Origin of the sequence: Pseudomonas sp. CIP-10 (assembly GCF_020911845.1) — a bacterium.
In the GTDB taxonomy this organism is placed as follows: Bacteria; Pseudomonadota; Gammaproteobacteria; order Pseudomonadales; family Pseudomonadaceae; genus Aquipseudomonas; species Aquipseudomonas alloputida.
Map to the genome: position 1 here is coordinate 3355236 of NZ_CP087160.1, position 21891 is coordinate 3377126.

Annotated in this window: 21 protein-coding genes; 11 read left to right on the forward strand and 10 right to left on the reverse strand. The window is 62.2% G+C overall.

Going from position 1 to position 21891, the window contains the following annotated elements; translation table 11 throughout:
• Window positions 1-8 precede the first annotated feature (8 nt).
• Window positions 9-710 carry a YoaK family protein gene (locus LMH93_RS15270; protein WP_003248091.1) on the forward strand — a complete coding sequence of 234 codons (702 nt, stop codon included), beginning with the start codon at window positions 9-11 and terminating at the stop codon, window positions 708-710.
• Here LMH93_RS15270 and proP read toward each other — a convergent pair whose 3' ends face one another.
• The 6 genes from proP to glaH all read right to left on the reverse strand — a co-directional run bounded on the left by proP (window position 711) and on the right by glaH (window position 8407).
• Entirely contained in the window at window positions 711-2213 is a 1503-nt protein-coding gene (gene proP / locus LMH93_RS15275; protein WP_060544962.1) for a glycine betaine/L-proline transporter ProP, read from the reverse strand.
• Between the two features lie 158 nt (window positions 2214-2371).
• Window positions 2372-3346, reverse strand: coding sequence for a porphobilinogen synthase (hemB, locus tag LMH93_RS15280; protein ID WP_003248087.1), 975 nt, complete (start codon window positions 3344-3346; stop codon window positions 2372-2374).
• Between the two features lie 195 nt (window positions 3347-3541).
• Entirely contained in the window at window positions 3542-4435 is an 894-nt protein-coding gene (locus LMH93_RS15285) for a PA4780 family RIO1-like protein kinase (RefSeq protein ID WP_003248085.1), read from the reverse strand.
• Window positions 4436-4522: 87 nt separating this feature from the next.
• Window positions 4523-5914 (reverse strand): GABA permease, encoded by a 1392-nt coding sequence (gabP, locus tag LMH93_RS15290; protein ID WP_012052530.1) that lies wholly within the window; start codon window positions 5912-5914, stop codon window positions 4523-4525.
• A 150-nt stretch (window positions 5915-6064) separates the two neighbouring features.
• Window positions 6065-7315, reverse strand: coding sequence for an L-2-hydroxyglutarate oxidase (gene lhgO, locus LMH93_RS15295; RefSeq protein ID WP_003248081.1), 1251 nt, complete (start codon window positions 7313-7315; stop codon window positions 6065-6067).
• Window positions 7316-7429: 114 nt separating this feature from the next.
• Complete coding sequence (gene glaH / locus LMH93_RS15300; protein WP_003248080.1) at window positions 7430-8407, reverse strand: glutarate dioxygenase GlaH; 978 nt, start codon at window positions 8405-8407, stop codon at window positions 7430-7432.
• 195 nt (window positions 8408-8602) lie between these two features.
• On the opposite strand from glaH, the gene csiR reads away from it, so the two are divergent.
• The 3 genes from csiR to LMH93_RS15315 all read left to right on the forward strand — a co-directional run bounded on the left by csiR (window position 8603) and on the right by LMH93_RS15315 (window position 11422).
• Window positions 8603-9298 carry a DNA-binding transcriptional regulator CsiR gene (gene csiR / locus LMH93_RS15305; protein WP_003248079.1) on the forward strand — a complete coding sequence of 232 codons (696 nt, stop codon included), beginning with the start codon at window positions 8603-8605 and terminating at the stop codon, window positions 9296-9298.
• A gap of 74 nt (window positions 9299-9372) precedes the next feature.
• Complete coding sequence (locus LMH93_RS15310; RefSeq protein WP_003248078.1) at window positions 9373-10053, forward strand: response regulator transcription factor; 681 nt, start codon at window positions 9373-9375, stop codon at window positions 10051-10053.
• Window positions 10031-11422 carry a sensor histidine kinase gene (locus LMH93_RS15315; RefSeq protein ID WP_230064334.1) on the forward strand — a complete coding sequence of 464 codons (1392 nt, stop codon included), beginning with the start codon at window positions 10031-10033 and terminating at the stop codon, window positions 11420-11422. Before LMH93_RS15310 ends, LMH93_RS15315 begins: the two co-directional genes overlap by 23 nt.
• A gap of 129 nt (window positions 11423-11551) precedes the next feature.
• Here LMH93_RS15315 and cysS read toward each other — a convergent pair whose 3' ends face one another.
• Both cysS and LMH93_RS15325 read right to left on the reverse strand, forming a co-directional pair.
• Window positions 11552-12934, reverse strand: coding sequence for a cysteine--tRNA ligase (cysS, locus tag LMH93_RS15320; RefSeq protein WP_003248075.1), 1383 nt, complete (start codon window positions 12932-12934; stop codon window positions 11552-11554).
• Window positions 12935-12943: 9 nt separating this feature from the next.
• Window positions 12944-14647, reverse strand: a complete 1704-nt coding sequence (locus LMH93_RS15325; RefSeq protein WP_003248073.1) for a glutamine--tRNA ligase/YqeY domain fusion protein — start codon at window positions 14645-14647, stop codon at window positions 12944-12946.
• A 248-nt stretch (window positions 14648-14895) separates the two neighbouring features.
• On the opposite strand from LMH93_RS15325, the gene LMH93_RS15330 reads away from it, so the two are divergent.
• Window positions 14896-15396: a peptidylprolyl isomerase gene (locus tag LMH93_RS15330; protein ID WP_003248071.1), complete on the forward strand. Its 501-nt coding sequence runs from the start codon at window positions 14896-14898 to the stop codon at window positions 15394-15396.
• Window positions 15393-16115: a UDP-2,3-diacylglucosamine diphosphatase gene (locus LMH93_RS15335; RefSeq protein ID WP_003248069.1), complete on the forward strand. Its 723-nt coding sequence runs from the start codon at window positions 15393-15395 to the stop codon at window positions 16113-16115. The genes LMH93_RS15330 and LMH93_RS15335 overlap by 4 nt, the downstream gene beginning before the upstream one ends.
• Window positions 16116-16196: 81 nt before the next feature.
• On the opposite strand, the gene pvdQ is transcribed toward LMH93_RS15335, so the two are convergent.
• A complete protein-coding gene (pvdQ, locus tag LMH93_RS15340) occupies window positions 16197-18509 on the reverse strand; it encodes a bifunctional acylase PvdQ (RefSeq protein WP_279914092.1) in 2313 nt (770 codons plus the stop codon).
• 196 nt (window positions 18510-18705) lie between these two features.
• Between pvdQ and LMH93_RS15345 the strand changes: the two genes are divergently transcribed.
• Window positions 18706-19080, forward strand: a complete 375-nt coding sequence (locus LMH93_RS15345; RefSeq protein ID WP_003248065.1) for a hypothetical protein — start codon at window positions 18706-18708, stop codon at window positions 19078-19080.
• A gap of 36 nt (window positions 19081-19116) precedes the next feature.
• Here the strand turns inward: LMH93_RS15345 and LMH93_RS15350 are convergent, their stop codons facing one another.
• Complete coding sequence (locus LMH93_RS15350; protein ID WP_003248064.1) at window positions 19117-19305, reverse strand: hypothetical protein; 189 nt, start codon at window positions 19303-19305, stop codon at window positions 19117-19119.
• A 151-nt stretch (window positions 19306-19456) separates the two neighbouring features.
• On the opposite strand from LMH93_RS15350, the gene LMH93_RS15355 reads away from it, so the two are divergent.
• From LMH93_RS15355 to LMH93_RS15370, 4 genes are all read left to right on the forward strand, one after another.
• Complete coding sequence (locus tag LMH93_RS15355; protein ID WP_230064335.1) at window positions 19457-19915, forward strand: hypothetical protein; 459 nt, start codon at window positions 19457-19459, stop codon at window positions 19913-19915.
• 251 nt (window positions 19916-20166) lie between these two features.
• Entirely contained in the window at window positions 20167-20547 is a 381-nt protein-coding gene (locus LMH93_RS15360; protein WP_003248057.1) for a Mor transcription activator family protein, read from the forward strand.
• Window positions 20548-20612: 65 nt separating this feature from the next.
• The gene (locus LMH93_RS15365; RefSeq protein ID WP_012052541.1) at window positions 20613-21257 is read left to right on the forward strand and encodes a DUF2589 domain-containing protein; all 645 of its coding nucleotides are present in this window, start codon (window positions 20613-20615) and stop codon (window positions 21255-21257) included.
• 74 nt (window positions 21258-21331) lie between these two features.
• A complete protein-coding gene (locus LMH93_RS15370; RefSeq protein ID WP_003248053.1) occupies window positions 21332-21886 on the forward strand; it encodes a DUF2589 domain-containing protein in 555 nt (184 codons plus the stop codon).
• Window positions 21887-21891: the final 5 nt, after the last annotated feature.

The following is a 21891-nucleotide window of genomic DNA, read 5'->3' on the forward strand; positions in this document are numbered from 1 at the left end:
GCCTGCACATGCTCCCTAACGCCCTCCCCGCGCGCACAGCCAGGCGTTTGCGCCTGCAGGTAATGCGCGGTCGCGTCGGCCTTGGCCTGGTCGCCGCCCTGTCGGTGCTGGCCGGCATGACCGATGCCATCGGCTTGCTGGCACTGGGCGATTTCGTGTCGTTCATGAGTGGTAACACCACACGCCTGGCGGTGGCCATCAGTGAAGCTGACCTGGCCCTTGTGCTACGCCTCAGTGGCGCCGTACTGGGCTTCGTTGCGGGCAATGCGCTGGGTGTGCTCCTGGCTCGCGGATTGCGCCGTCGAGCCTGGCCGGTGCTGTTGGTGGTTGCCGCACTGCTGGCTTTCGCCGCAGCGTGGCCGTTGCCGGCCACCTTCCCTGCGCTGTTGGCGGCCACGCTGGCCATGGGCATGATCAATGCGGTCGTGGAACAGGTGAATGGCCTGCCCATTGGCCTGACTTACGTAACGGGCGCCCTGTCGCGTTTCGGCCGCGGCCTGGGGCGTTGGCTGCTGGGCGAGCGGCGCAATGGCTGGCGGGTCCAGTTGATACCTTGGGCCGGGATGTTGCTGGGCGCCGCGCTCGGCGCCTGGTTGCAACAACACCTGGGCCTGCAGGCGCTGGCCGGCAGTTGTGCGCTGGCCTGCGTGCTGGCATTGGTATCGCGGTTCATACCGCGTTCCTGGCAGCGTGGCTACATGCCGCGCTGATCATTCGATACGCGGGTGCTGCTGTGCCAGTTTTTCGCGCTTGGCTTCCAACTCGGCGATCTGCGCATCGATGTCCTCGATCTTCTGCTCGATGTTGTCGTGGTGCTCCTGCAGCAGTTCACGCGCCTCTGCGATGTCTGACGCCGCAGGGGCGGCGCCGCGCAGGGGCTTGTTGGCGGTTTCCTTCATGGTCAGGCCGGTGACCAGGCCGACAGCAGCGATCACCATCAGGTAATAGGCCGGCATGTACAGGTCGTTTGTGGTCTCCACCAGCCACGCAGCGAGGGTTGGGGTAAGGCCGGCGATCAGCACCGAGATATTGAAGGCGCTGGCCAGGGCGCTGTAACGGATGTGCGTGGGGAACATGGCCGGCAGCGTCGAGGCCATGACGCCGATGAAGAAGTTCAGCAGCACGGCAATGATCAGCAGGCCGGCGAAAATAAGCCCAAGCACCCCACTGTTGATCAGCATGAATGCCGGAATGGCCAAGGCCAACAGCCCGACACTGCCGACGATGATGAACGGCCGTCGGCCAAACTTGTCGCTGAGCAGACCGATGATCGGCTGCACGAACAGCATGCCGACCATGATCGCGATGATGATCAGCACGCCATGGTCTTCGCTGTAGTGCAGGTTGTGCGACAGGTAGCTGGGCATGTAGGTAAGCAGCATGTAGTAGGTGACGTTGGTGGCGATTACCACGCCGATGCAGGTCACCAGGCTGCGCCAGTGCTGGGTGGCCACCTCCTTGAACGACACCTTGGGCCCGGAGGCCAGGCCTTCACGATCGCCCTGTTCCAGCTTGTCGACGTGCTGCTGGAACGCAGGGGTTTCTTCCAGCGCATGGCGCAGGTAGAGGCCGATGATGCCCAGCGGCAGGGCCAGGAAGAACGGCAGGCGCCAGCCCCATTCGAGGAATTGTTCTTCACCCAGCACCGTGGAAATGAGCACCACCACCCCTGCGCCCAGCACAAAGCCGGCAATCGAACCGAAATCCAGCCAGCTGCCGAGAAAGCCGCGCTTGCGGTCAGGCGCGTACTCGGCAACGAAGATCGAGGCACCGGTGTATTCGCCACCCACCGAAAAGCCCTGGGCCATCTTGGCCAGCAGCAACAGGATGGGCGCCCAGATACCAATGCTTGCATAGGACGGTATCAGGCCGATGGCGAAGGTGCTCAGGGACATGATCACGATGGTCGCGGCGAGGATTTTCTGCCGCCCGAACCTGTCGCCCAAGGCGCCGAAGAACAACCCGCCAAGGGGCCGGATCAGGAACGGCACCGAGAAGGTGGCCAAGGCCGCGATCATTTGCACGCTGGGGTCGGCGTTGGGGAAAAACACCTTGCCCAAGGCATAAGCGACGAAGCCATATACCCCAAAGTCGAACCACTCCATGGCGTTGCCCAGCGCGGCGGCCGTGATCGCCTTCTTCATCTTGGCGTCGTCGACGATGGTGATGTCCTTCAGGCCGATTGGCTGGACGCTTTTCTTGCGAGGTTTCATACCCGTATCCCTGTCGATGAATGCTCTAAGGGATCAGATACAACAGGACACTAAATAATTCAGCGCTTACTGTTTTTTTGTGCGTTTGCGGCACCCCCCAACGGCGCCCAAAGAAAAGCCGCTGCAATGGCAGCGGCTTTCATGACCAAGGCCTGGCTTCAGATACCGTCGCGCGCCAGGTCCATGGCGAAGTAGGTCAGGATCAGGTCGGCACCGGCACGCTTGATTGCGCCAATGCTTTCGCGCACCACCCGGCCTTCGTCGATGGCACCGGCCAGGCCACCGAACTTGATCATCGCATACTCGCCACTCACCTGGTACGCCGCCAGTGGCAGGCGCGAAGCGGCGCGGATGTCGGCGATCACATCAAGGTAGGCACCGGCCGGCTTGACCATCAGCACGTCCGCGCCTTCCTGCTCGTCGAGCAGCGATTCGCGCACCGCTTCGCGGCGGTTCATCGGGTTCATCTGGTAGCTTTTGCGGTCACCCTTCAGTGCAGTGCCACCGGCCTCACGGAACGGGCCATACAACGACGAGGCGAACTTGGTCGAGTAGGCCATGATCGCGGTGTCGTGGAAGCCGGCACCGTCCAGCGCGCTGCGGATAGCCTGCACCTGGCCGTCCATCGCCGCCGAGGGGGCAATGAAGTCGGCACCGGCAGCAGCGGCGATGACGGCCTGCTTGCCCAGGTTGGCCAGGGTGGCGTCGTTGTCCACGCCATGGTCATGCAGCACGCCGCAGTGACCGTGGCTGGTGTATTCGCAGAAGCAGGTGTCGGACATCACCACCATTTCCGGCACGGTGTCCTTGCAGATACGCGACATGCGCGCAACCAGGCCGTTTTCGTTCCAGGTGTCGCTGCCATCGGCATCCAGGTGGTGCGATACGCCAAAGGTCATCACCGACTTGATACCGGCGCGGGCATAGCGCTCGATTTCCTGGGCCAACAGTTTCTCGGGGATACGATTGACACCGGGCATGCTGGTGATCGGCACGAAATCATCGATGCCCTCTTCGACGAAGATCGGCAGGATCAGGTCTTCAAGGCGGAACTCGGTTTCCTGGAAGATCGTGCGCAGGGACTCGTTCTGGCGCAGGCGGCGGGGACGAACGGACGGGAATTGGTTGGACATGACAGCTCCAGGGAATTTGAACGGCGTATACCTTATGCCTGTCGCGCGCCAGTGAAAAGGCTAAATGACGAGATTGTGTCTTGCGTCAATGGCAACGGCCGGGGTTTGCCTGTGTTGGCCTCTTCGCGGGCAAAACCGCGCCCACAAATCCCGTAGGTGCGGGTTTACCCGAGAAGAGGCCGGTACAGGAATAAATTACTGCAGCCAGGGCGGCGTCACTTCCTCTGCCTTGGCCGGCCCATGCTCAGCCTCGGCGCGTGCTGCACGGCGGCGAGCGTCGTCCATCCGGGCGGCGTCGATCTCGCGCATCACCCCGGTTACGTCAGCTTCATGTTCGTCATCCTCGAACACCCCGGTCAACGGGCTGTCGGGCAGCAACTCGCCGGCCTCGTACAACGCCCACATCTCCTGCGCATAGCGGGTGCTTTTCAGCTCCGGGGCAAAGCGCCCGAAATAATGGGCCATGTTGTCCACATCGCGCTGCAGCATGCTGAAGGCGTGGTTGTTGGCGGCTGCATCCACTGCCTGCGGCAGGTCGATGATCACCGGCCCGTCCGGGCCGAGCAGCACGTTGAACTCGGACAGGTCGCCATGCACCATTCCGGCGCACAGCATCAGCACGATCTGGCGAATGACGAAGGCGTGGAACGCGCGGGCATCCTCCGCTTCGAGGTGAACGTCGTTCAGGCGCGGGGCCGCATCACCATCGGCATCGGTGACCAGCTCCATCAGGAGCACGCCGTCCTGGAAGTCGTAAGGCTTGGGCACCCTCACACCTGCGGCGGCCAAACGGAACAGCGCTGCCACTTCGGCGTTCTGCCAGGCATCTTCGGCTTCTTTGCGGCCGTACTTGCTGCCCTTGGCCATGGCCCGGGCCTGACGGCTGTTGCGTACCTTGCGGCCCTCCTGGTATTCGGCGGCCTGGCGGAAACTGCGCTTGTTGGCTTCTTTATAGACCTTGGCGCAACGTACCTCGCTGCCACAGCGCACCACGTACACAGCGGCTTCCTTGCCACTCATCAACGGCCGTAGTACTTCGTCGACAAGGCCGTCTTCGATCAACGGTTCGATTCTTTTAGGTGTCTTCATCAGGCTGCGTTCAGGGTCCTGGCTTTGTTGGCGGACATCCTCTCACAGCCTGATGCGACTTGCTCGTCTGTCTTCAGACCGGACGAATCAGGCGCCCTGCCCTACGCCAGCCACCGCCCCGCCGCGTGCCCGGCGCCGGGTCACCAGCACCCCCGAGCACACCACCAACACCGCCAGCACCATCGTCGAGACCACTTCCAGGCGATGATCCGGGCGGAACAGCATCAATACCAGTACGCCGCTGATGAACAGGATCACGCCCCAGGTCAGCCACGGGAACAGCCACATGCGGTAACCCAGTGTCTTGCCCTGTGCCGTGAGGCGCTGGCGCAGGCGCAGCTGGGAAATGGCGATGACCAGATACACCAGCAAGGCAATGGCACCGGAGCTGGCCATGAGGAAGCCAAACACCTGAGCCGGCACCAGGTAGTTGGCGATCACCGCCAGGAAGGCAGCCCCCGTCGACAACAAGACTGCCACCACGGGTGTACCACTGCGGCTGGTTATCTGGGCACAGGCCGGGGCATCACCCCGGCGGCTAAGCGAATAGACCATGCGCGAGGCGGTGTACAGCGACGAATTGAGGCAACTGGTCACCGACGTCAGCACCACGAAGTCGATGATGGCCTTGGCATTTGGCACGCCGAGGGTGTCCAGCACCGTGACATAAGAGCCTTCGGTCGCCAGGCGTGGGTCGGTCCACGGTACCAATGCGATGACGATGAAGATCGACAGGATGTAGAACAGCGTTATCCGCCAGATCACCGAATTGGTGGCCTTGGAAATATGCTTGCCCGCCTCGTCGGATTCAGCCGCAGCGATGGTCACCACCTCGGCCCCGAGGAACGAGAACATGGTGATCAGCATTGCGCTCAGCACCGCACCAAAGCCGTTGGGCATGAAGCCCCCCGTATCCCACAGGCGCGAGACGCCGCTGACGCCGGACCCCGGCAACAGGCCGAAAATGGCGCAAACACCCAGGGCGATGAAGCTGACGATGGCCACCACCTTGACCAGTGCCAACCAGAACTCGAACTCACCGTAATTCTTCACGCTGAACAGGTTGGTGGCCGTCAGCAGCAACGTGATCACCAACGACAACACCCAGATCTCCATCTGCGGGACCCAGGAGTTGATGATGGTAGCGGCGATATTGGCCTCGATCGGAATGATCAGCACCCAGAACCACCAGTACAGCCAACCGATGGTGTAACCGGCCCATTTGCCGATGGCGAGGTCAGCGTAGGTTGAGAACGAGCCGGTGTCCGGGGAGGCAACCGCCATTTCGGCCAGCATGCGCATCACCAGCACCACCAGGCCGCCCGCCAGGATATAGGCCAGGATGGTGGCAGGCCCCGCTTCGGCGATGGCGCGGCCAGAGCCGACAAACAGCCCGGCGCCGATCACGCCGGCAATGGACAGCATGGTGACATGCCGTGATTTCAATCCATGACTCAAATTGTTCTTGTGGGTTTGCATGGTGCTACCTTGTTGTTTTTGTCATGCCCACGCGGGGGCCGCCGGCTGCACGTCACCGACGCAGGCGCGAAAAAGCCCGCCCTGCCCTGAATGGTGAGCAGGGCAGTACGGGTTGAGTAAAACGAAACCGCAGGAGGTGTTACCGGGGTGTCAGCTGGCAGCCCTCTGGTTGGCCGACAGGTCGGCCTTGGGGAAGCTGCCGCCCTGCAGGCCGACCTGCTCGCACACCTTCTCGACGATGTAGGCGCCGATCGGGATGGCCGAGGTAGCAGCTGGCGACGGTGCGTTGCACACGTTGACACTGCGTGCGGTGTTGACGAACAGGAAATCGTCGATCAGCTTGCCGTCGCGCGACACCGCCTGGGCACGCACGCCGGCCGGGTAAGGTGTGAGGTCGGCTTTGGTAATGCTCGGGCAGTACTTCTGCACCTGCTTGAGGTACCCGCCCTTGAACAGCGAGTTCTTCATCTCGATCAGGCCCGGGCGGAAGTTCTTCGCCAGCACCTTGAGGATGCCGGGCGTGGTCAGGGTCTGGAACAGGTCGCTGGGGCTGACATCGGTCTTGCGGTAGCCCTCGCGCTTCATCGCCAGCACGGCGTTGGGGCCTACGGTGACGGTGCCGTCGATCATGCGGGTCAGGTGCACCCCCAGGAAGGGCATCGACGGGTCGGGAATCGGGTAGATCAGGTGGTTGACGATCTGATTGTGCTGCTTGGGCAGCAGGTAGTATTCGCCACGGAACGGGCAGATCACGAATTCGGTACGCAGACCGAGCATGCTCACCACGCGGTCGGCCATCAGCCCCGAACAGGTCACCAGGAAACGGCTGCGCAATTCATCACGCTGGGTGCGCACGATCACTTCATTTGCCTGTTCCTGCAGGCCAACCACTTCTGCGCCATAGCGGATTTCGCCGCCGGCACGCTGGAACTCTGCGCCCATCGCAGCGGTGACCTGGGCGTAGTTGACGATGCCGCTGGACGGCACGAAGATGCCCCCCATACCGACGATGTTGGGCTCACGCTCGCGCAACTCGGCAGCCGACAGCCAGTAGCGTTCCAGGCCATTGGCCGCCGTGCGCTCCCACAGCGCCTTCATGCGCTGCATTTCCAGATCGTTGGTGGCGACCAGCAGCTTGCCGCACTCATCGAAATGAATGCCGTGCCGGGTGCAGAAGGCTTTGGTCGCCTTGTTGCCTTCCAGGCAGAAGCGCGCCTTGAGGCTGCCGGGGGTGTAATACACGCCGGCGTGGATCACGCCACTGTTATGGCCGGTCTGATGGCGGGCCGGGCCGGACTCTTTCTCCAGCAGGAGAATCTTCGCGTCCGGGTAGACCTTGATCAGGTGCATGGCCGTGGACATGCCCACAATCCCGCCGCCAATAATGATGAAATCGTACACAGCCTTACCTCACACGCAGGCATTGCCTGGCAGGCTCACCAAGGCCCGCACGGGGCCTGGTGGCATTGTTTTGTGCAAAAACGCGTGGGCGAGCGCCCGCCCCGCGCCCTGTCATTATTGCCCGCGCTGGTACAGCGGCTTGGGGAAGGCGACGTAACCACGCTGGCGCATCAGTTCGCGGCGCAGGCCCTCGTGCGGGGTGAAGCGATCGCGGCCATGCAGCCAGAACAGGTTGTTGATCAGCAAGAAACTGCCTACGCCTACCGGTACCGAGACCTTCTTGCCGCTGCCTTCCAGCGACTCGGACAAGGCGTTCAGCCAGATACCTTCCTCGTAGTTTTCCGGCTGCACGAACTGGTCAATGTAGCGCATGGTCGGCCGGCCTTCGGTATCGGTGTCGAATACCGAATGGAACACATCTTCGGCAACCTTTTTGCTCGGCGGTGCGGTCCAGCGCATTTCGCGACGGGCCATCGGGTGACGGAAGAACGCCTCGCACTGCTCCCAGTCGTCCAGGTGCAGCAGCAGCGAGTTGCCGCCTTCCATGTTCTTTTCGTCGATCTTCAGCATCAGCACATAGTCGGTGATCTGGTTCACGAACGTACCGTCGTTGTGCAGCTCCATCACACGGTGCGGCTGGCGCAGGTAGCTGTCGGAGTTGTCGCTGTTGACCACCACGAAGCGCGCATAGAACTGGCCACTCATGGCGTCATAGTTGGAACGGCCGATCAGGTGTGCACAGGCGGTGGTGAACTTGACCATGTCTTCGGCCTGGCTCACGTCGTCCAGGCCGATCGGGGTAATCAGCATGCCACCTGTGGCGCGGTCGAGGATGGTGTTGAGCAGCACCGGGCGCAGCGTGCCCTGGCACAGCTCGTCAAGGATTTCGCCTACGCGAAAACGCAGGAACGACTTGTACTCCAATGCCTGCACCGGCCATTGGGCAACGGCCTGCACGAACGCTTCGACAGTTTCCCGGGCAAAGGTCAGTTCCAGCAGGCGCGGCGACTGTTTCGAGGGGGCGATGGTGTAGCCCTGCGGTTCGAGCGGCAGTGGCATGACAAGTTCGTCGATCTGCGTAAAGGCGTTCATGGCAGTGTCCTGGCTAAAAAAGTAGGTTGCGCCGTCCGGTCATGACCTGGATCAGTGCGGGCGAGGTAAAAATATCGCCACTAACTAAAAATGTCTACATTTTTATGTTTCAGCGACACTAACCGCGTTTGTCCATTGTTTTTCGTCGGCAGAGGGTTTCGGTATGATCGGCAAAACGTTTTGAGGAACAGGATCTTGGAAGCGCTCGCCCCCCGACAAAACTCAGCATTCAGCGGGTATGAGAGGCTCAAGAAGGACATCATCCGCGGGGTGTTCAAGCCCGGTGAAAAGCTATTGATGAGCGCCCTCAAGGAACGCTACGACCTGGGTGTGGGCCCGCTGCGCGAAGCACTGTCGCAACTGGTGGCCGAGCACCTGGTCAACGCGATCAGCCAGAAAGGCTACCGGGTAGCGCCCATGTCGCTGGATGAGATGAACGACATCTACGACGCCCGCGCCAACCTGGAAGCGATGATCATTGCCTTGGCCATCGAGCGCGGCGACGACGCCTGGGAGGCGTCGGTGCTGGCCCACTCGCATACCTTGGCCAAGGTGGTGGAAGTGAAAACCCGCGAGCAGCGGCTGGATGTGTGGGACGAGCGGCACAAGGCGTTCCATACTGCCATTGCCTCGGGCTGCGGCTCCAAGCACCTGCTGCAGGCACGCACCTACCTGTTCGACCAGGCCGAGCGCTACCGCCACCTGTGGCTGACGCAGACGGTGTTTTCCGAACAGGCGCTGGCGCTCAAGCGCCAGGAGCATGCGGCACTGGTCGAGGTGATCCTCGCCCGGGATGCCAAAACTGCCAGCGCCATGATGCGCTCGCACCTGATGACACCGGTACCGATCATTGCGCAGATCATGCATGCCGAAGGCATCGGTGCCCGCTAGATGAATTTTTCTTAAATCGCCGGTTGTCTATTCTTTGGCACAATCAGATCTCCATTAGATGCCCAGGAACCAGCATGCCTCGCGTACTGACCATCGAAGACGACGCCGTCACCGGCCAGGAAATCGTCGCCGAACTGACCAGCCACGGTCTGGAAGTGGATTGGGCCGACAATGGCCGCGAAGGCCTGGCCAAAGCCATTGCGGGCGGCTACGACCTGATCACCCTGGACCGCATGCTGCCCGAGGTGGACGGCCTGACCATCGTCACCACCCTGCGCAACCTCAAGATCGCTACGCCGATCCTGATGATCAGCGCCCTCTCCGACGTCGATGAGCGGGTGCGCGGCCTGCGTGCCGGCGGGGACGACTACCTGACCAAGCCGTTCGCCTCCGACGAAATGGCTGCGCGAGTCGAGGTACTGCTGCGCCGTAACAGCGTCCCCATGACCCAGACCCGCTTGCAGGTTGCCGATCTGCAGCTGGACCTGATCAGCCACGAAGCGCGCCGCGGTGACAACACCCTCAACCTGTTGCCCACCGAATACAAGCTGCTGGAGTACCTGATGCGCCACAGCGGCCAGGTGATCACGCGGATGATGATTTTCGAGGAGGTCTGGGGCTATCACTTCGACCCGGGCACCAACCTGATCGACGTGCACATTGGCCGCCTGCGCAAAAAGATCGACTCACCCGGCCAGTCGCCGCTGATCCGTACGGTACGGGGCTCCGGCTATGCCATTGCTGAACCCGTCTAAAGGCTGGAGCTCTTCGACCAGCCGCCTGCTGGCGCTGTACAGCTTTCTGTTCGTGGCCTGGAGCAGCATCCTCATGGGGGTGCTGTACTTCGAGGTATCCAGCTACCTGAACAAACTCACCCGTCACTCCATGCTGCAACGCCAGCACCTGTTCGCCCACATGAGCGGCAAGCAACTGGACGACGCCCTGATTGCCAGCCAGGCCTTCGAGGAGCGCAGCTTTGACGCCTACGGCCTGTTCGATAGCCAGCTCAACCCGATTGGCGGCACCGTGCGAGCCTTGCCCCCAGAGCTCAGACTGGACGGCAAGATCCATGAATTGGAACGCTGCCTGGATGCCGACGACCCACGCATGCCCCGCGACAGCTGCGACGCGGTGGCAATCAAGGTACAGGATGGCCGGTGGCTGGTGCTGGTGCGTGACAATGGCTCGTTGTTCGTGGTTACCCGGATCATCCTGCACGCCCTGCTCTGGGGCATCTCGCTGACCCTGATCCCGGGTTTTGCCGGTTGGTACCTGCTACGGCGCAGGCCGCTCAAGCGTATACGGGCGATCCAGGCCCAGGCCGAACTGATCGTCGCCGGCGACCTGACCCACCGCCTGCCACTGTCGGCCCGTCGCGACGAACTGGACATGCTTGCGGCGATCGTCAATGCCATGCTCGACCGTATCGAACGGCTGATGCATGAGGTCAAGGGTGTATGCGACAACATTGCCCATGACCTGCGCACACCGCTGACCCGTCTGCGCGCCCAGCTGTACCGTATTCGCCAGCAAAGCGACGTGGATTCTGCGCAAGCCGAAGCGCTGGACCAGGCCATCGGCGAAACCGACACCTTGATGGCGCGCTTTCGCGGGTTGTTACGCATCAGCGAGCTGGAAGACCGCCAGCGCCGCGCCGGCTTCGTCCAGCTTGACCCGCATGAACTGCTGGTAGAACTGCACGATTTTTACCTGCCATTGGCCGAAGATGGCGGCATTCATCTGCAATTGCACCAACCTGCGCAGCTACCGGCACTGCACGGCGATCGCGAGCTGCTGTTCGAGGCGTTGGCGAATCTGGTGGGCAACGCGATCAAGTTTACGCCTGAGGGTGGTCGGGTGCGCATAAGCGCCATGCTGGATGACAACGGCGTGCACATGGCGATCGAGGATAGCGGGCCAGGTATTCCCGAAGAAGAGCGGACGGCCGTACTGAAACGGTTCTATCGCAGCGATGAAGGCCACCGCCATGCCGGCTTCGGGCTGGGGTTGTCGATCGTGGCGGCAATCGTCGACCTGCATGGGTTCGGGCTGGAGATTGGCGAAAGCGAATTGGGTGGGGCCAGGCTGGTATTGCACTGCCCGCTTGCGGGCCTAGTGAAGTAAAAGCGGGGGCTGCTTTGCGGCCCTTCGCGGGCACGCCCTCTCCCACTGGTTGGCGCGACATCTCAAGTGTGCGCTATCCCTGTGGGAGCGTGCGTGCCCGCGAAGGGCTGCAACGCAGCCCCAGTTGCTTTAGTCAGCCAGGCGCCAGGTCGTCGTGCCCTTGCTGTCTTCCAGCACTACACCCATGGCGGTCAGCTCATCGCGAATGCGGTCCGACTCGGCCCAGTTCTTGTCCGCACGCGCCTGCAGGCGCGCCTGGATCAAGCCCTCGACTTCAGCCGCATCGACCTTGCCTTCGGCACCGGCACGCAGGAAGTCATCGGCCTCCAGCTGCAGCACACCCAGCACATCACCCAGCTCGCGCAGTCGACCGGCCAGGCCAGCAGCAGCCTCCACGTCGCTGTCGCGCAGGCGGTTGATCTCGCGCACCAGGTCGAACAGAACGGCACAGGCTTCGGGGGTGCCGAAGTCGTCGTTCATCGCCACGCTGAAGCGCTCGACAAACGCTTCGCCACCCTTGGCCGCCACCCGTGGCAGGCCGCGCAGGGCGTGGTAGAAGCGCTCCAGCGCGCCCTTGGCGTCACGCAGGCTGTCTTCCGAGTAGTTGATCGCGCTGCGGTAGTGGCTGGCTACCAGCAGGTAGCGCACCACCTCCGGGTGGTACTTCTCGAGCACGTCGCGGATGGTGAAGAAGTTGTTCAACGACTTGGACATCTTCTCGCCGTTGATACGGATCATGCCGCAATGCATCCAGGCGTTGGCGTACTGCTTGCCGGTGGCCGCCTCGCTCTGGGCAATCTCGTTCTCGTGGTGCGGGAACTCCAGGTCGCTGCCGCCGCCGTGAATGTCGAAGCTCTCGCCCAGGCAGCAGGTGGACATGACCGAGCACTCGATGTGCCAGCCCGGGCGACCCGGGCCCCATGGCGATTCCCAGCTTGGCTCGCCCGGCTTGACGCCCTTCCACAGGACGAAGTCGAGCGGGTCCTGCTTGGCTTCGTCGACCTCGATACGTGCACCGATACGCAGGTCTTCGATCTTCTTGCGCGACAGCTTGCCGTAGCCGACGAACTTGCCGACCCGGTAGTACACATCGCCATTGCCTGGCGCGTAGGCGTACCCTTTGTCGATCAGGGTCTGGATCATCGCGTGCATGCCAGCGATATGGTCGGTGGCACGCGGCTCCTGGTCCGGCGGCAGAATGTTCAGGCGGCGCTCGTCTTCGTGCATCGCGTCGATCATGCGGGCGGTCAGGGCGTCAAAACTTTCGCCGTTCTCGTTCGCCCGGTTGATGATCTTGTCATCGATGTCGGTGATGTTGCGCACATAGGTCAACTCGTAGCCGCTCTTGCGCAGCCAGCGGGTGACCAGGTCGAACGCCACCATGCTGCGGCCATGGCCCAGGTGGCAGTAGTCGTACACGGTCATGCCGCACACGTACATGCGCACCTTGTTGCCATCCAGCGGCTTGAAGACTTCCTTGGTTTTGCTCAGGGTGTTGTAGATGGTAAGCACGGCGGTTCCTCAGCTGCCCCAGGAGTCACGCAGGGTGACAGTGCGGTTGAACACCGGGCGGCCCGGCTGGCTGTCTTTCAGGTCGGCGCAGAAGTAGCCTTCACGCTCGAACTGGAAGCGGTCCTCGGGCTGCGCCTGGGCCAGCGACGGCTCGGCACGGCACCCGCTGAGTACTTGCAGCGAAGCCGGGTTGATGTTGTCCAGGAAGCTGCCGCCCTCCTCGGTCTTTTCCGGGTTCGGCGAGCGGAACAGGCGGTCGTACAGACGCACTTCGCACTCGACGCTGCCCTCGGCCGGCACCCAGTGGATCACGCCCTTGACCTTGCGGCCTTCCGGGTTCTTGCCCAGGGTGTCCGGGTCGTACGAGCAACGCAGTTCAACGATATTGCCGTCGGCGTCCTTGATGGCTTCGTCAGCACGAATCACGTAGCTGCCGCGCAGGCGCACTTCACCGGCCGGTTCCAGGCGCTTGTAGCCCTTCGGCGGCTCTTCCATGAAGTCGTCGCGGTCGATGTACAGCTCGCGGGAGAACGGCAGCACACGCACGCCCATGTCTTCCTTCGGGTGACGTGGCAGCTCAAGCTGCTCGACCTGGCCTTCCGGGTAGTTGGTGATGACCACTTTCAGCGGGCGCAGCACACACATCGCGCGTGGCGCGGTGCGGTCCAGGTCGTCACGGATGCTGAACTCGAGCATCGACATGTCGACCACACCGTCGGAACGGTTGGTGCCGATCATTTCGCAGAAGTTGCGGATCGAAGCCGGCGTGTAGCCACGGCGACGGAAGCCGGACAAGGTCGACATGCGTGGGTCGTCCCAGGCGTCGACGTGCTTCTCGTCCACAAGCTGCTTGAGCTTGCGCTTGGAGGTAATGGTGTAGTTCAGGTTCAGGCGGCTGAACTCGTACTGGCGCGGGTGTGCCGGCACCGGCAGGTTGTCGAGGAACCAGTCGTACAGCGGACGATGCCCTTCGAACTCCAGGGTGCAGATCGAGTGGGTAATGCCCTCGATGGCGTCCGACTGGCCGTGAGTGAAGTCGTAGTTGGGGTAGATGCACCACTTGTCGCCGGTCTGGTGGTGGTGGGCATGGCGAATGCGGTACAGGATAGGGTCGCGCAGGTTCATGTTTGGCGAGGCCATGTCGATCTTGGCCCGCAGCACACGCTCGCCGTCCTGGAATTCGCCAGCCTTCATGCGGGCGAACAGGTCGAGGTTTTCTTCCACGCTGCGCTCGCGGAACGGGCTGTTCTTGCCCGGCTCCTTGAGGTTGCCGCGGTATTCCTTGGCTTGCTCAGGGGTGAGGTCGCAGACGTAGGCCTTGCCGCGCTTGATCAGCTCGACCGCCCAGTCGTGCAACTGGTCGAAATAGTCGGAGGCATAGCGCACGTCGCCGGCCCAGTCGAAGCCCAGCCACTTCACATCGCTCTGGATGGCGTCGATGTACTCCTGGTCTTCCTTGGCCGGGTTGGTATCGTCGAAGCGCAGGTGGCAGACGCCGCCGAATTCCTTGGCCAGGCCGAAGTTGACGCAGATCGACTTGGCGTGGCCGATGTGCAGATAACCATTGGGCTCCGGCGGGAAACGGGTGACGATACTGCTGTGCTTGCCCGAGTCCAGGTCGGCCTGGATGATCGGCCGCAGGAAGTTCGCAGGGACAGCGGGGGCGCCTTTGGCAGCGGCGTTGGGCGCGTTGTCGGCAGTGGGCTTGCTCATAGGATCCTTGAATGCGTGTGTCCAGCCTGGGTAGGCCGATTGAATCAAAGGGCCTATCATAGCCGAAGCAGTCAAGCTGCTGACAGCCGCGCCCGGACAAACTGATGTGATTTATCACGGCTTTTTGCCGCAGCCTGGCAAAATGGCCAGTGCGCGCCATGTGTCGTCATCGCCTGAACATACGTCAGGTGATAACCGGCGCCCTGCGCACCCTAATTTCTGATTGCCTTGAAAGAGCGAGTTTCAGCATGTCCAAAGTCAAACTGACCACCAACCACGGCGACATCGTCCTGCAACTGGACGCCGAGAAAGCGCCACTGACTACCGAAAACTTCGTTCAGTATGTCAAGGACGGCCACTACAATGGCACCGTGTTCCACCGTGTGATCAAAGGCTTCATGATCCAGGGCGGCGGCTTCGAGGCCGGCATGAGCCAGAAGAAAACCCGCGCCAGCATCCAGAACGAAGCCGACAACGGCCTGAAGAACAAGAAGTACAGCATTGCCATGGCCCGTACCATGGAGCCGCACTCCGCCTCGGCGCAGTTCTTCATCAACGCCTCCGACAACGACTTCCTCAACCACAGCGGCAAGAACGTGCAAGGCTGGGGTTATGCCGTATTCGGTGAAGTGATCGAAGGCCGTGAAGTGGTCGACGCCATCGAAAAAGTGGCCACCGGTTCCAAAGCTGGCCACCAGGACGTACCGAAGGACGACGTGATCATCGAGAAAGCCGAGATCATTGAGTGATTCTGCTGATCTCTGATCTGCACCTGCAAGAAGAACGCCCGGATATTTCCCGGGCGTTTCTTGATCTGCTAGACGGCCGCGCCCGCCACGCCAAGGCCCTGTACATCCTTGGTGACTTCTTCGAAGCGTGGATTGGCGACGATGCCATGACGCCCTTCCAGCAGTCGATCTGCCAGGCCATGCGCCGGCTCAGCGACAGTGGCACGGCCATCTACCTGATGCATGGCAACCGTGACTTCCTGATTGGCCAGGCCTTCTGCGATGCCGCTGGTTGCACCTTGTTGCGCGACCCCAGCGTGATCGAGCTGGGCGGTGAACAGGTGCTGCTGATGCATGGCGACACCCTGTGCACCCGCGACCTGGGCTACATGAAGATGCGCCGCCTGCTGCGCAATCCGCTGAGCTTGTGGATCCTGCGCCACCTGCCGCTGTCGGCCCGCTACAAGCTGGCACGCAAGCTGCGCAGCGAAAGCCGCACGCAAGTGCGGATGAAGTCCACCGAAATCGTCGACGTCACGCCAGAGGAAGTCCCCAAGGTAATGGCGGCGCATGGCGTGCGCACCTTGGTGCATGGCCATACCCATCGGCCAGCGATTCACAAGCTGGTGGTCGATGGCCAACCGGCACGGCGTATCGTACTGGGCGACTGGGACCGCCGCGGTTGGGCCTTGCAGGTTGACGAGCAGGGCTTTCAGTTGGCGCCGTTCGAGTTTTCCTGACATTACAGGGTCTCGCGGGCAAGCCCGCAGGCCCCTGTAGGAGCGGGTTTACCCGCGAATGGGCCGGCGCAGGCTGACGCCTCAGGGCTGGCTGACTACCGCCCCCTTGTCCCGCTCACTGATCACCACTTCCCGGTACTCAGGGTCTGCCTTGATCTGCGCCTCGGTAAACGGAATCACCGCCAGTTGCTTGGCCGCAAATGCCTTGGTCTGGTCACTGGCATGCGCCGAAGACTTTTCACTCGACTGGGAAAACGCAAGCAGGCCACGGGCTTCTGGCCCCTTGTCGGTAAAGCTGACCAGTTGCAGGTAGCTGGTGCCACTCACCACCAGCCGCTTGCCCTGCCCGTGCGGCACGCTGTAGATCGCGTTGTACACCCCTAGCGCCTGCGGGCCGCCTGGTACCGGCGTACCATCAAGGGCCTGTTGCACCTGCCCCCAGCGCGCTTCCCCGGCCACGCCACTTTCACTGACCTGCTTGAGCGACGCCAGTGCTGCCTGATGTACCAACCTGCTCACCGCCGCCTGCTCGACAGCCAGGCCGCGCGGGGTGTGCTGCGGGTCGGCCGGGTTGAATGCCACTCGCCAACTTTCCGGGTGCTCGGCCAGTGCATTGAACAGGTTCTGGAAGTGCACCAGGCCCATACCACTGTCGAGGTCGGCCTTGCCGTTCCAGGCGGTCAGGCTGCTGCACACGGCCTGCACATCTGCGCTGGCACCCTTGCACCATTGCAGCAGGTCTGGCAACACCAGGCTGGCCAGGTACACCTCGTCATCGGTGACCATGCGCTGCAGTTCATCTACACCTAAACGGGCTTTGCCCTGCAGGCGCTGCAAGGCAAAGCGGCCACGCATGCCCAGCGGCTGATCATTACGGCTGACCAGTGGAGAGTAGCCGGTCAGCGGCTGCGCCGGGTTGGCCATCCAGGCCGGGTCGTTGGAGTTCTGAACGAAGTCTTCACGCTCCAGGCTTGGCAGCAGCCGCGCCGGGAAGATGCCCGGTTGCGCCGCCTGCGCGTCAATCTTCCACTGGCAGGCGCTACGCGAGCCATCCAGCACCACCAGGCGCCCTTGTGCCTGCGGGTTGCTGCAGGTATCCAGCAGTTGCTGGTCAACATAGGGCACTACCGACTGGTTCAGGTACAAGGCCCGCCCTCCCTCGTCCACGGCCAGCGTGTTGACCCAAGGGATACCTTGCAACTGCTCGACCGATCCCTTCAATGCCGCCAGGCTGTCGGCTCGGTTGATCTGGTACCACTGCTGCAACACCCGCGAGTTCTCAAGGTTGGCGTCTCGCACGCTGTAGGCCGCCTGCGCATCCCAGTCCAGGCGGCCTGGCCATTGCACCACCGGGCCGAACTGCGAACTGTAGACCGGCCGCTCAACCTGGCTCAGGCTGCCATCCGTGCCCTTGACCGCCACACGGATGGTTTGCCGGGCCATCGGCAGCGACTTGCCATCGAGCACATAGCGGGTCGGGTCTTTGGGGTCGAGTTGCAGGCGGTAGAGCGTGAAGTGCTTGGAGGTGTCGACGGTGTGCGTCCACGCCAGGTGCTGGTTGAAACCGATGTTGACCACCGGAAGGCCCGGTAGCGCCGCGCCCATCACATCGAGCTGACCGGGAATGGTCAGTTGCATCTGGTAGAAGCGCATGCCGCCCATCCACGGGAAGTGCGGGTTGGCCAGCAACAGGCCGCGGCCATTGGCTGAGCGCTGCGCGCCTACTGCCACCGCATTGCTGCCGCGCTCCGCGGCGAACCGCTCCTGCCGGGCCAACGCGCTGGCAAAGCCCGCGGATGATTGCTGACGGGCCAGCGTTGGCGGTTGCGCCCCTGCCAACGCCTCAACGAACTGCCCGACACCGCCCTCGGCCAGTAAACGGCGGGTCAGTTTGACCAGATCCTGGCTGCTGATGGGCCGCACCCACTCACCATCGCCACACTCGGCGGGCAGCCCTTGACGACGGCGTTCGACCAACGCCCGGTTGTAGCCGCTGGCATAACCCGCCAGCAAAGCCTGCACCGACGCGGGTTGCGCCTGCAGGAAGGCATCGACCGCCGCTGGGCTATTGAGCCAGGTGAAGAACAGGTCGCTGGTCAGGTTGTCACGCTGCTCCAGGGTCTTGCCCTTGGCGCCGAAATAGCGTGAGCGCTCACCGCTCACGGTCAGCACTTCATTGGCGAGCAGGCATAGGTTGTCCTGGGCGTAGGCATAGCCGACGCCATAGCCCAGGCCACGCTCATCCTTGGCCACGATATGCGGTACGCCGTATCGGGTATAGCGGATCTGGGCACTGGCGTCGGCTGGCGCGGGCTGCGCCTGCACACCGACGCTGAAGGCCACCAGGGCAGCGGCCAGGCCGGCGCAAGTCATGGGACGGCAAAGTGGAAACACGGGCACTCCTCGGATTCGGGGGTCATCCCGATCAGACGAATGGCCAGATGAATATTTTACGTATTACAAGGCGATGGAACGTCTTGATGAGAAACAGGCATTTTTTTCACGAATGGGTTGCAGTTTTTGCGTTCTCATTCGTCCTAGTAAGTGAGCCACCCACATTTCGGGTTCGTCCACGAAAAGGAGCATTCGCATGTACAACCCGCAAACCTCGATCCAGGCCGGGCGCGCGCCAGGCAAAGCGTCCAAGGAACAGGACGTATTTGCTGAAGAACGAATCGGCAACGAACAGATCCGCGAGCTGTTGCGCACCTTCGGCCTGCGCACCAGCCTGATCCGCCTCAAGGTTATCGATGCCTTGCACGCCGCCGACCGCAATGGCCGCAGTATTGGCGTACGCGGGGTGCACGCACAACTGGAACAGCTGGATATTCCGCTGTCGTTCCTCAGTGTGCGTGAAGTGCTCAAGCGCCTGTGTACCGAAGGCGTCATACAACTGGGTAGCGACAAGTGCTACAGGCTCAACCCCCAGGCGCGCGCCGTACTGGAGCAAACACCCTCGCGCTGAGCGCATGGCCGGCCATACCTGGCCGGCCCGCGCAGATCAGGGCTTGACCTTGCGCCGCAGAATGCCGTTGATCACCACGACCACCACGGCAATGGCGATGGCCAGCATCTGGAAGGTCTGCTCACTGATCGTGCCCTGCTTCTGCAGGTGGGACAGGCCCAGCATCAGGCCCAGTACCACCAGGATGATCAGAAGTGAATATTTGAGGCGCTGCACGTGTGTCATCGAATGTTCCTTGCAACATCAGGGGCAAATGGCTCGCAACGAGCCGCGGCAATGATACAACGGTCACCGCCCCCGGCGCTGGATTTCCTGCTGGGTGGGGTGACGTCAGCCTGAAAGCATGGGGCTTCCTAGCACCCACGCCGGAGGCACCATGTACAAACCCCTGTTGTTCGCATCGCTGTTACTGACCCCGCTCTCGCTTCATGCACTGGACACCCAGCAGACGCCGGCCGAACACCTGCTCGAACTGGGCCGCGAGTTGGCCACCCATGCCGGTGCCAGCCAATGGCAACAACTGTGGCAACGCGTACGCCAGGCCGGTTACCTGCAGACCGAAACTGCACCGGTACATTTCAGCGTGCCCACAGCCCGCTTGCCCGACCTGGCCCGACAAACGCTGGCGCAGGCCGACCAGGCACAGCCTCTGAATCAGACCCAGGCACTGTACCGCCGCCACTTTGCCGACCAGGTCATCGGCCAGCGCAACGGCCAGCCGTTGCACGCGCTGTGCCTGCTGGTCGATTGGCGCACGTTGCCGCCGGGCATGCGCGCCACCCCTCAAGCCTATCTGGGTAGCGCCAGCTTGCTGAGCAGCTACCCGTGCGATTGAGGGGTGCCGCACCCGCTCCGCATCATCGCGAGCGACCCGACAGGAAACCAGGAAGCACAGCCAGATGTCGACGCCATTTCCTACAGCGCCAGATATCGCTGCCTGCAAATCCTGTTCACCGAAGCTACAACCCCCAACCCATATGCCGCCTAGCGACGCGCCTCGGCTGTCGCACAGAATTTGCTCACACCTTCGACATAACGCCGCGGGTGATCGGGTCGCACATCCCATCTACCCCGAAGGAGCGCCATATGCAAATGCCAGATTTGAGCCAGATCGATATCAGCCAACTGCCCCACTCGCTGCAGGCACTGATCGACTGTATCGGCATCGAAAACGCCTACCAACTGACCTGCGCCTACGGCGGCAGGCCCAAGTACATCCCCAAGCACCGCGAGCGCACCAAGCTCGCTGACGTGCTGCCGGCCGAAGCGCTCGACGCACTGATCAAGCGCTTTGCCGGGGTCGCCCTGGAGATCCCCAAGGCTGACCACTTTCTGCGTCAGCTGCGCAACCAGCAGATCCAGAAAGAAAGCGCCAACGGTTTGTCCCGCAGCCTGCTGGCCAACAAGTACGGCCTGAGCCTGCGACAGATCGGCAACATCCGGCGCCAGGAGCTTTGCACGCGCTGACGCCCGGACACCTTGGCTGCTATTCGCGGCGGCCTTACCCCACTAGATAGAGCGAGCTTCCCGATATGTCGTTAGATAACAGCCTTATAGGCTCCGTGATCAATGCCCTGCCGATGGACCGCATGATCGCCGGTCCCTTGCAGGCCATGGTCCAGGCGCAGGTCACCGCCAGCAAATCCTACGCCGACTTCCTGATGCAGGTATGTGTCCAGGATGGCAAGGCAGTAGCCATCCAGTTCGACTACGACGAAACCATCGTCGACGAACAGGGCGAATACAAAGGGGTGGTCAGCAAGACCATGAAAGTGCCGCTGATGGCGGCCATTACCCACCCGAACATTTCCATCGAAGAGGGTAATGTAGAGTTCGAGCTGGTTATCAACCAGATGTCGGAAGATGTTTCCAACAAGGACATGAGTGCAGAAGCTACCGGCTCACTGGGATGGGGGCCGTTCAGGCTTAACGTGAAAGGCAGCGTGAGCCACAAATCCACGCAAACCCGTAAAACAGACACCCGTGCCCGCTATGCCTTCAACACGACCCTGAAGCGTCAGGAACCGCCCGAAGCGATGATGAGGGTAATCGAGTTCCTCACTGACGCCGCAACCAAGCCAACCATTGTCCGAACCGCCGCACTGGAAAGCCCGGACGAAATATCCCAGGCGGACACCTTGAAACGGGCCGCGCCTGCAAACCTACCGACCCCGTAAAACGCTAGCGCTTGACCCATAGCCCCTCCTGCCGGTAGCGGGAGGGGCACACCCTGGCCTGAGGAGTCGAATCGTTGCAAAAGCCCCCCGCCCCCATGACCTCCATTGACCTGCGTGAAATTACCCGCGGCCTGCAAGAAGCCGCCAGTGCCACCAACAGCCTGATTGCCCAGCAGTACATCAACCTGTTCGACCAGTTTTTCGAGTGCGACACCCAAGCGCTGGGCGCCCCCATGAAAGCCAAGATGGTCGAGGTGGCCATGGATGGGCAGCACATCATGCGCGTCCCCCTGTTTGCGCTGGTGTCACCGAAAGGCCTGGCCCTTGAGCGCATGCAGGTCGACCTGTCGGTAAGGGTCAAAGGCACCGAGGCGCAGCAGGCACTGCTGACCGCGAGCGAGAGCAAGGCCGCGAGCTTCAAGGTCACCATTGGTGGCCAAGGCCGCCAGGGCGAAAACCGCGACCCCGACGAAGTGCAGATCCGCATGCAGTTTCAGGCGAGCGAACCGCCAGAGGCCCTGAACCGGTTGATCGAGGAATACACCAACCTGATCGTCCCGGTACGCGCCACCACTCCACCGCCCTCACCCGACACCAACGAGTTCATCGAGGCGGCCACCGTCCGTTGATGGCC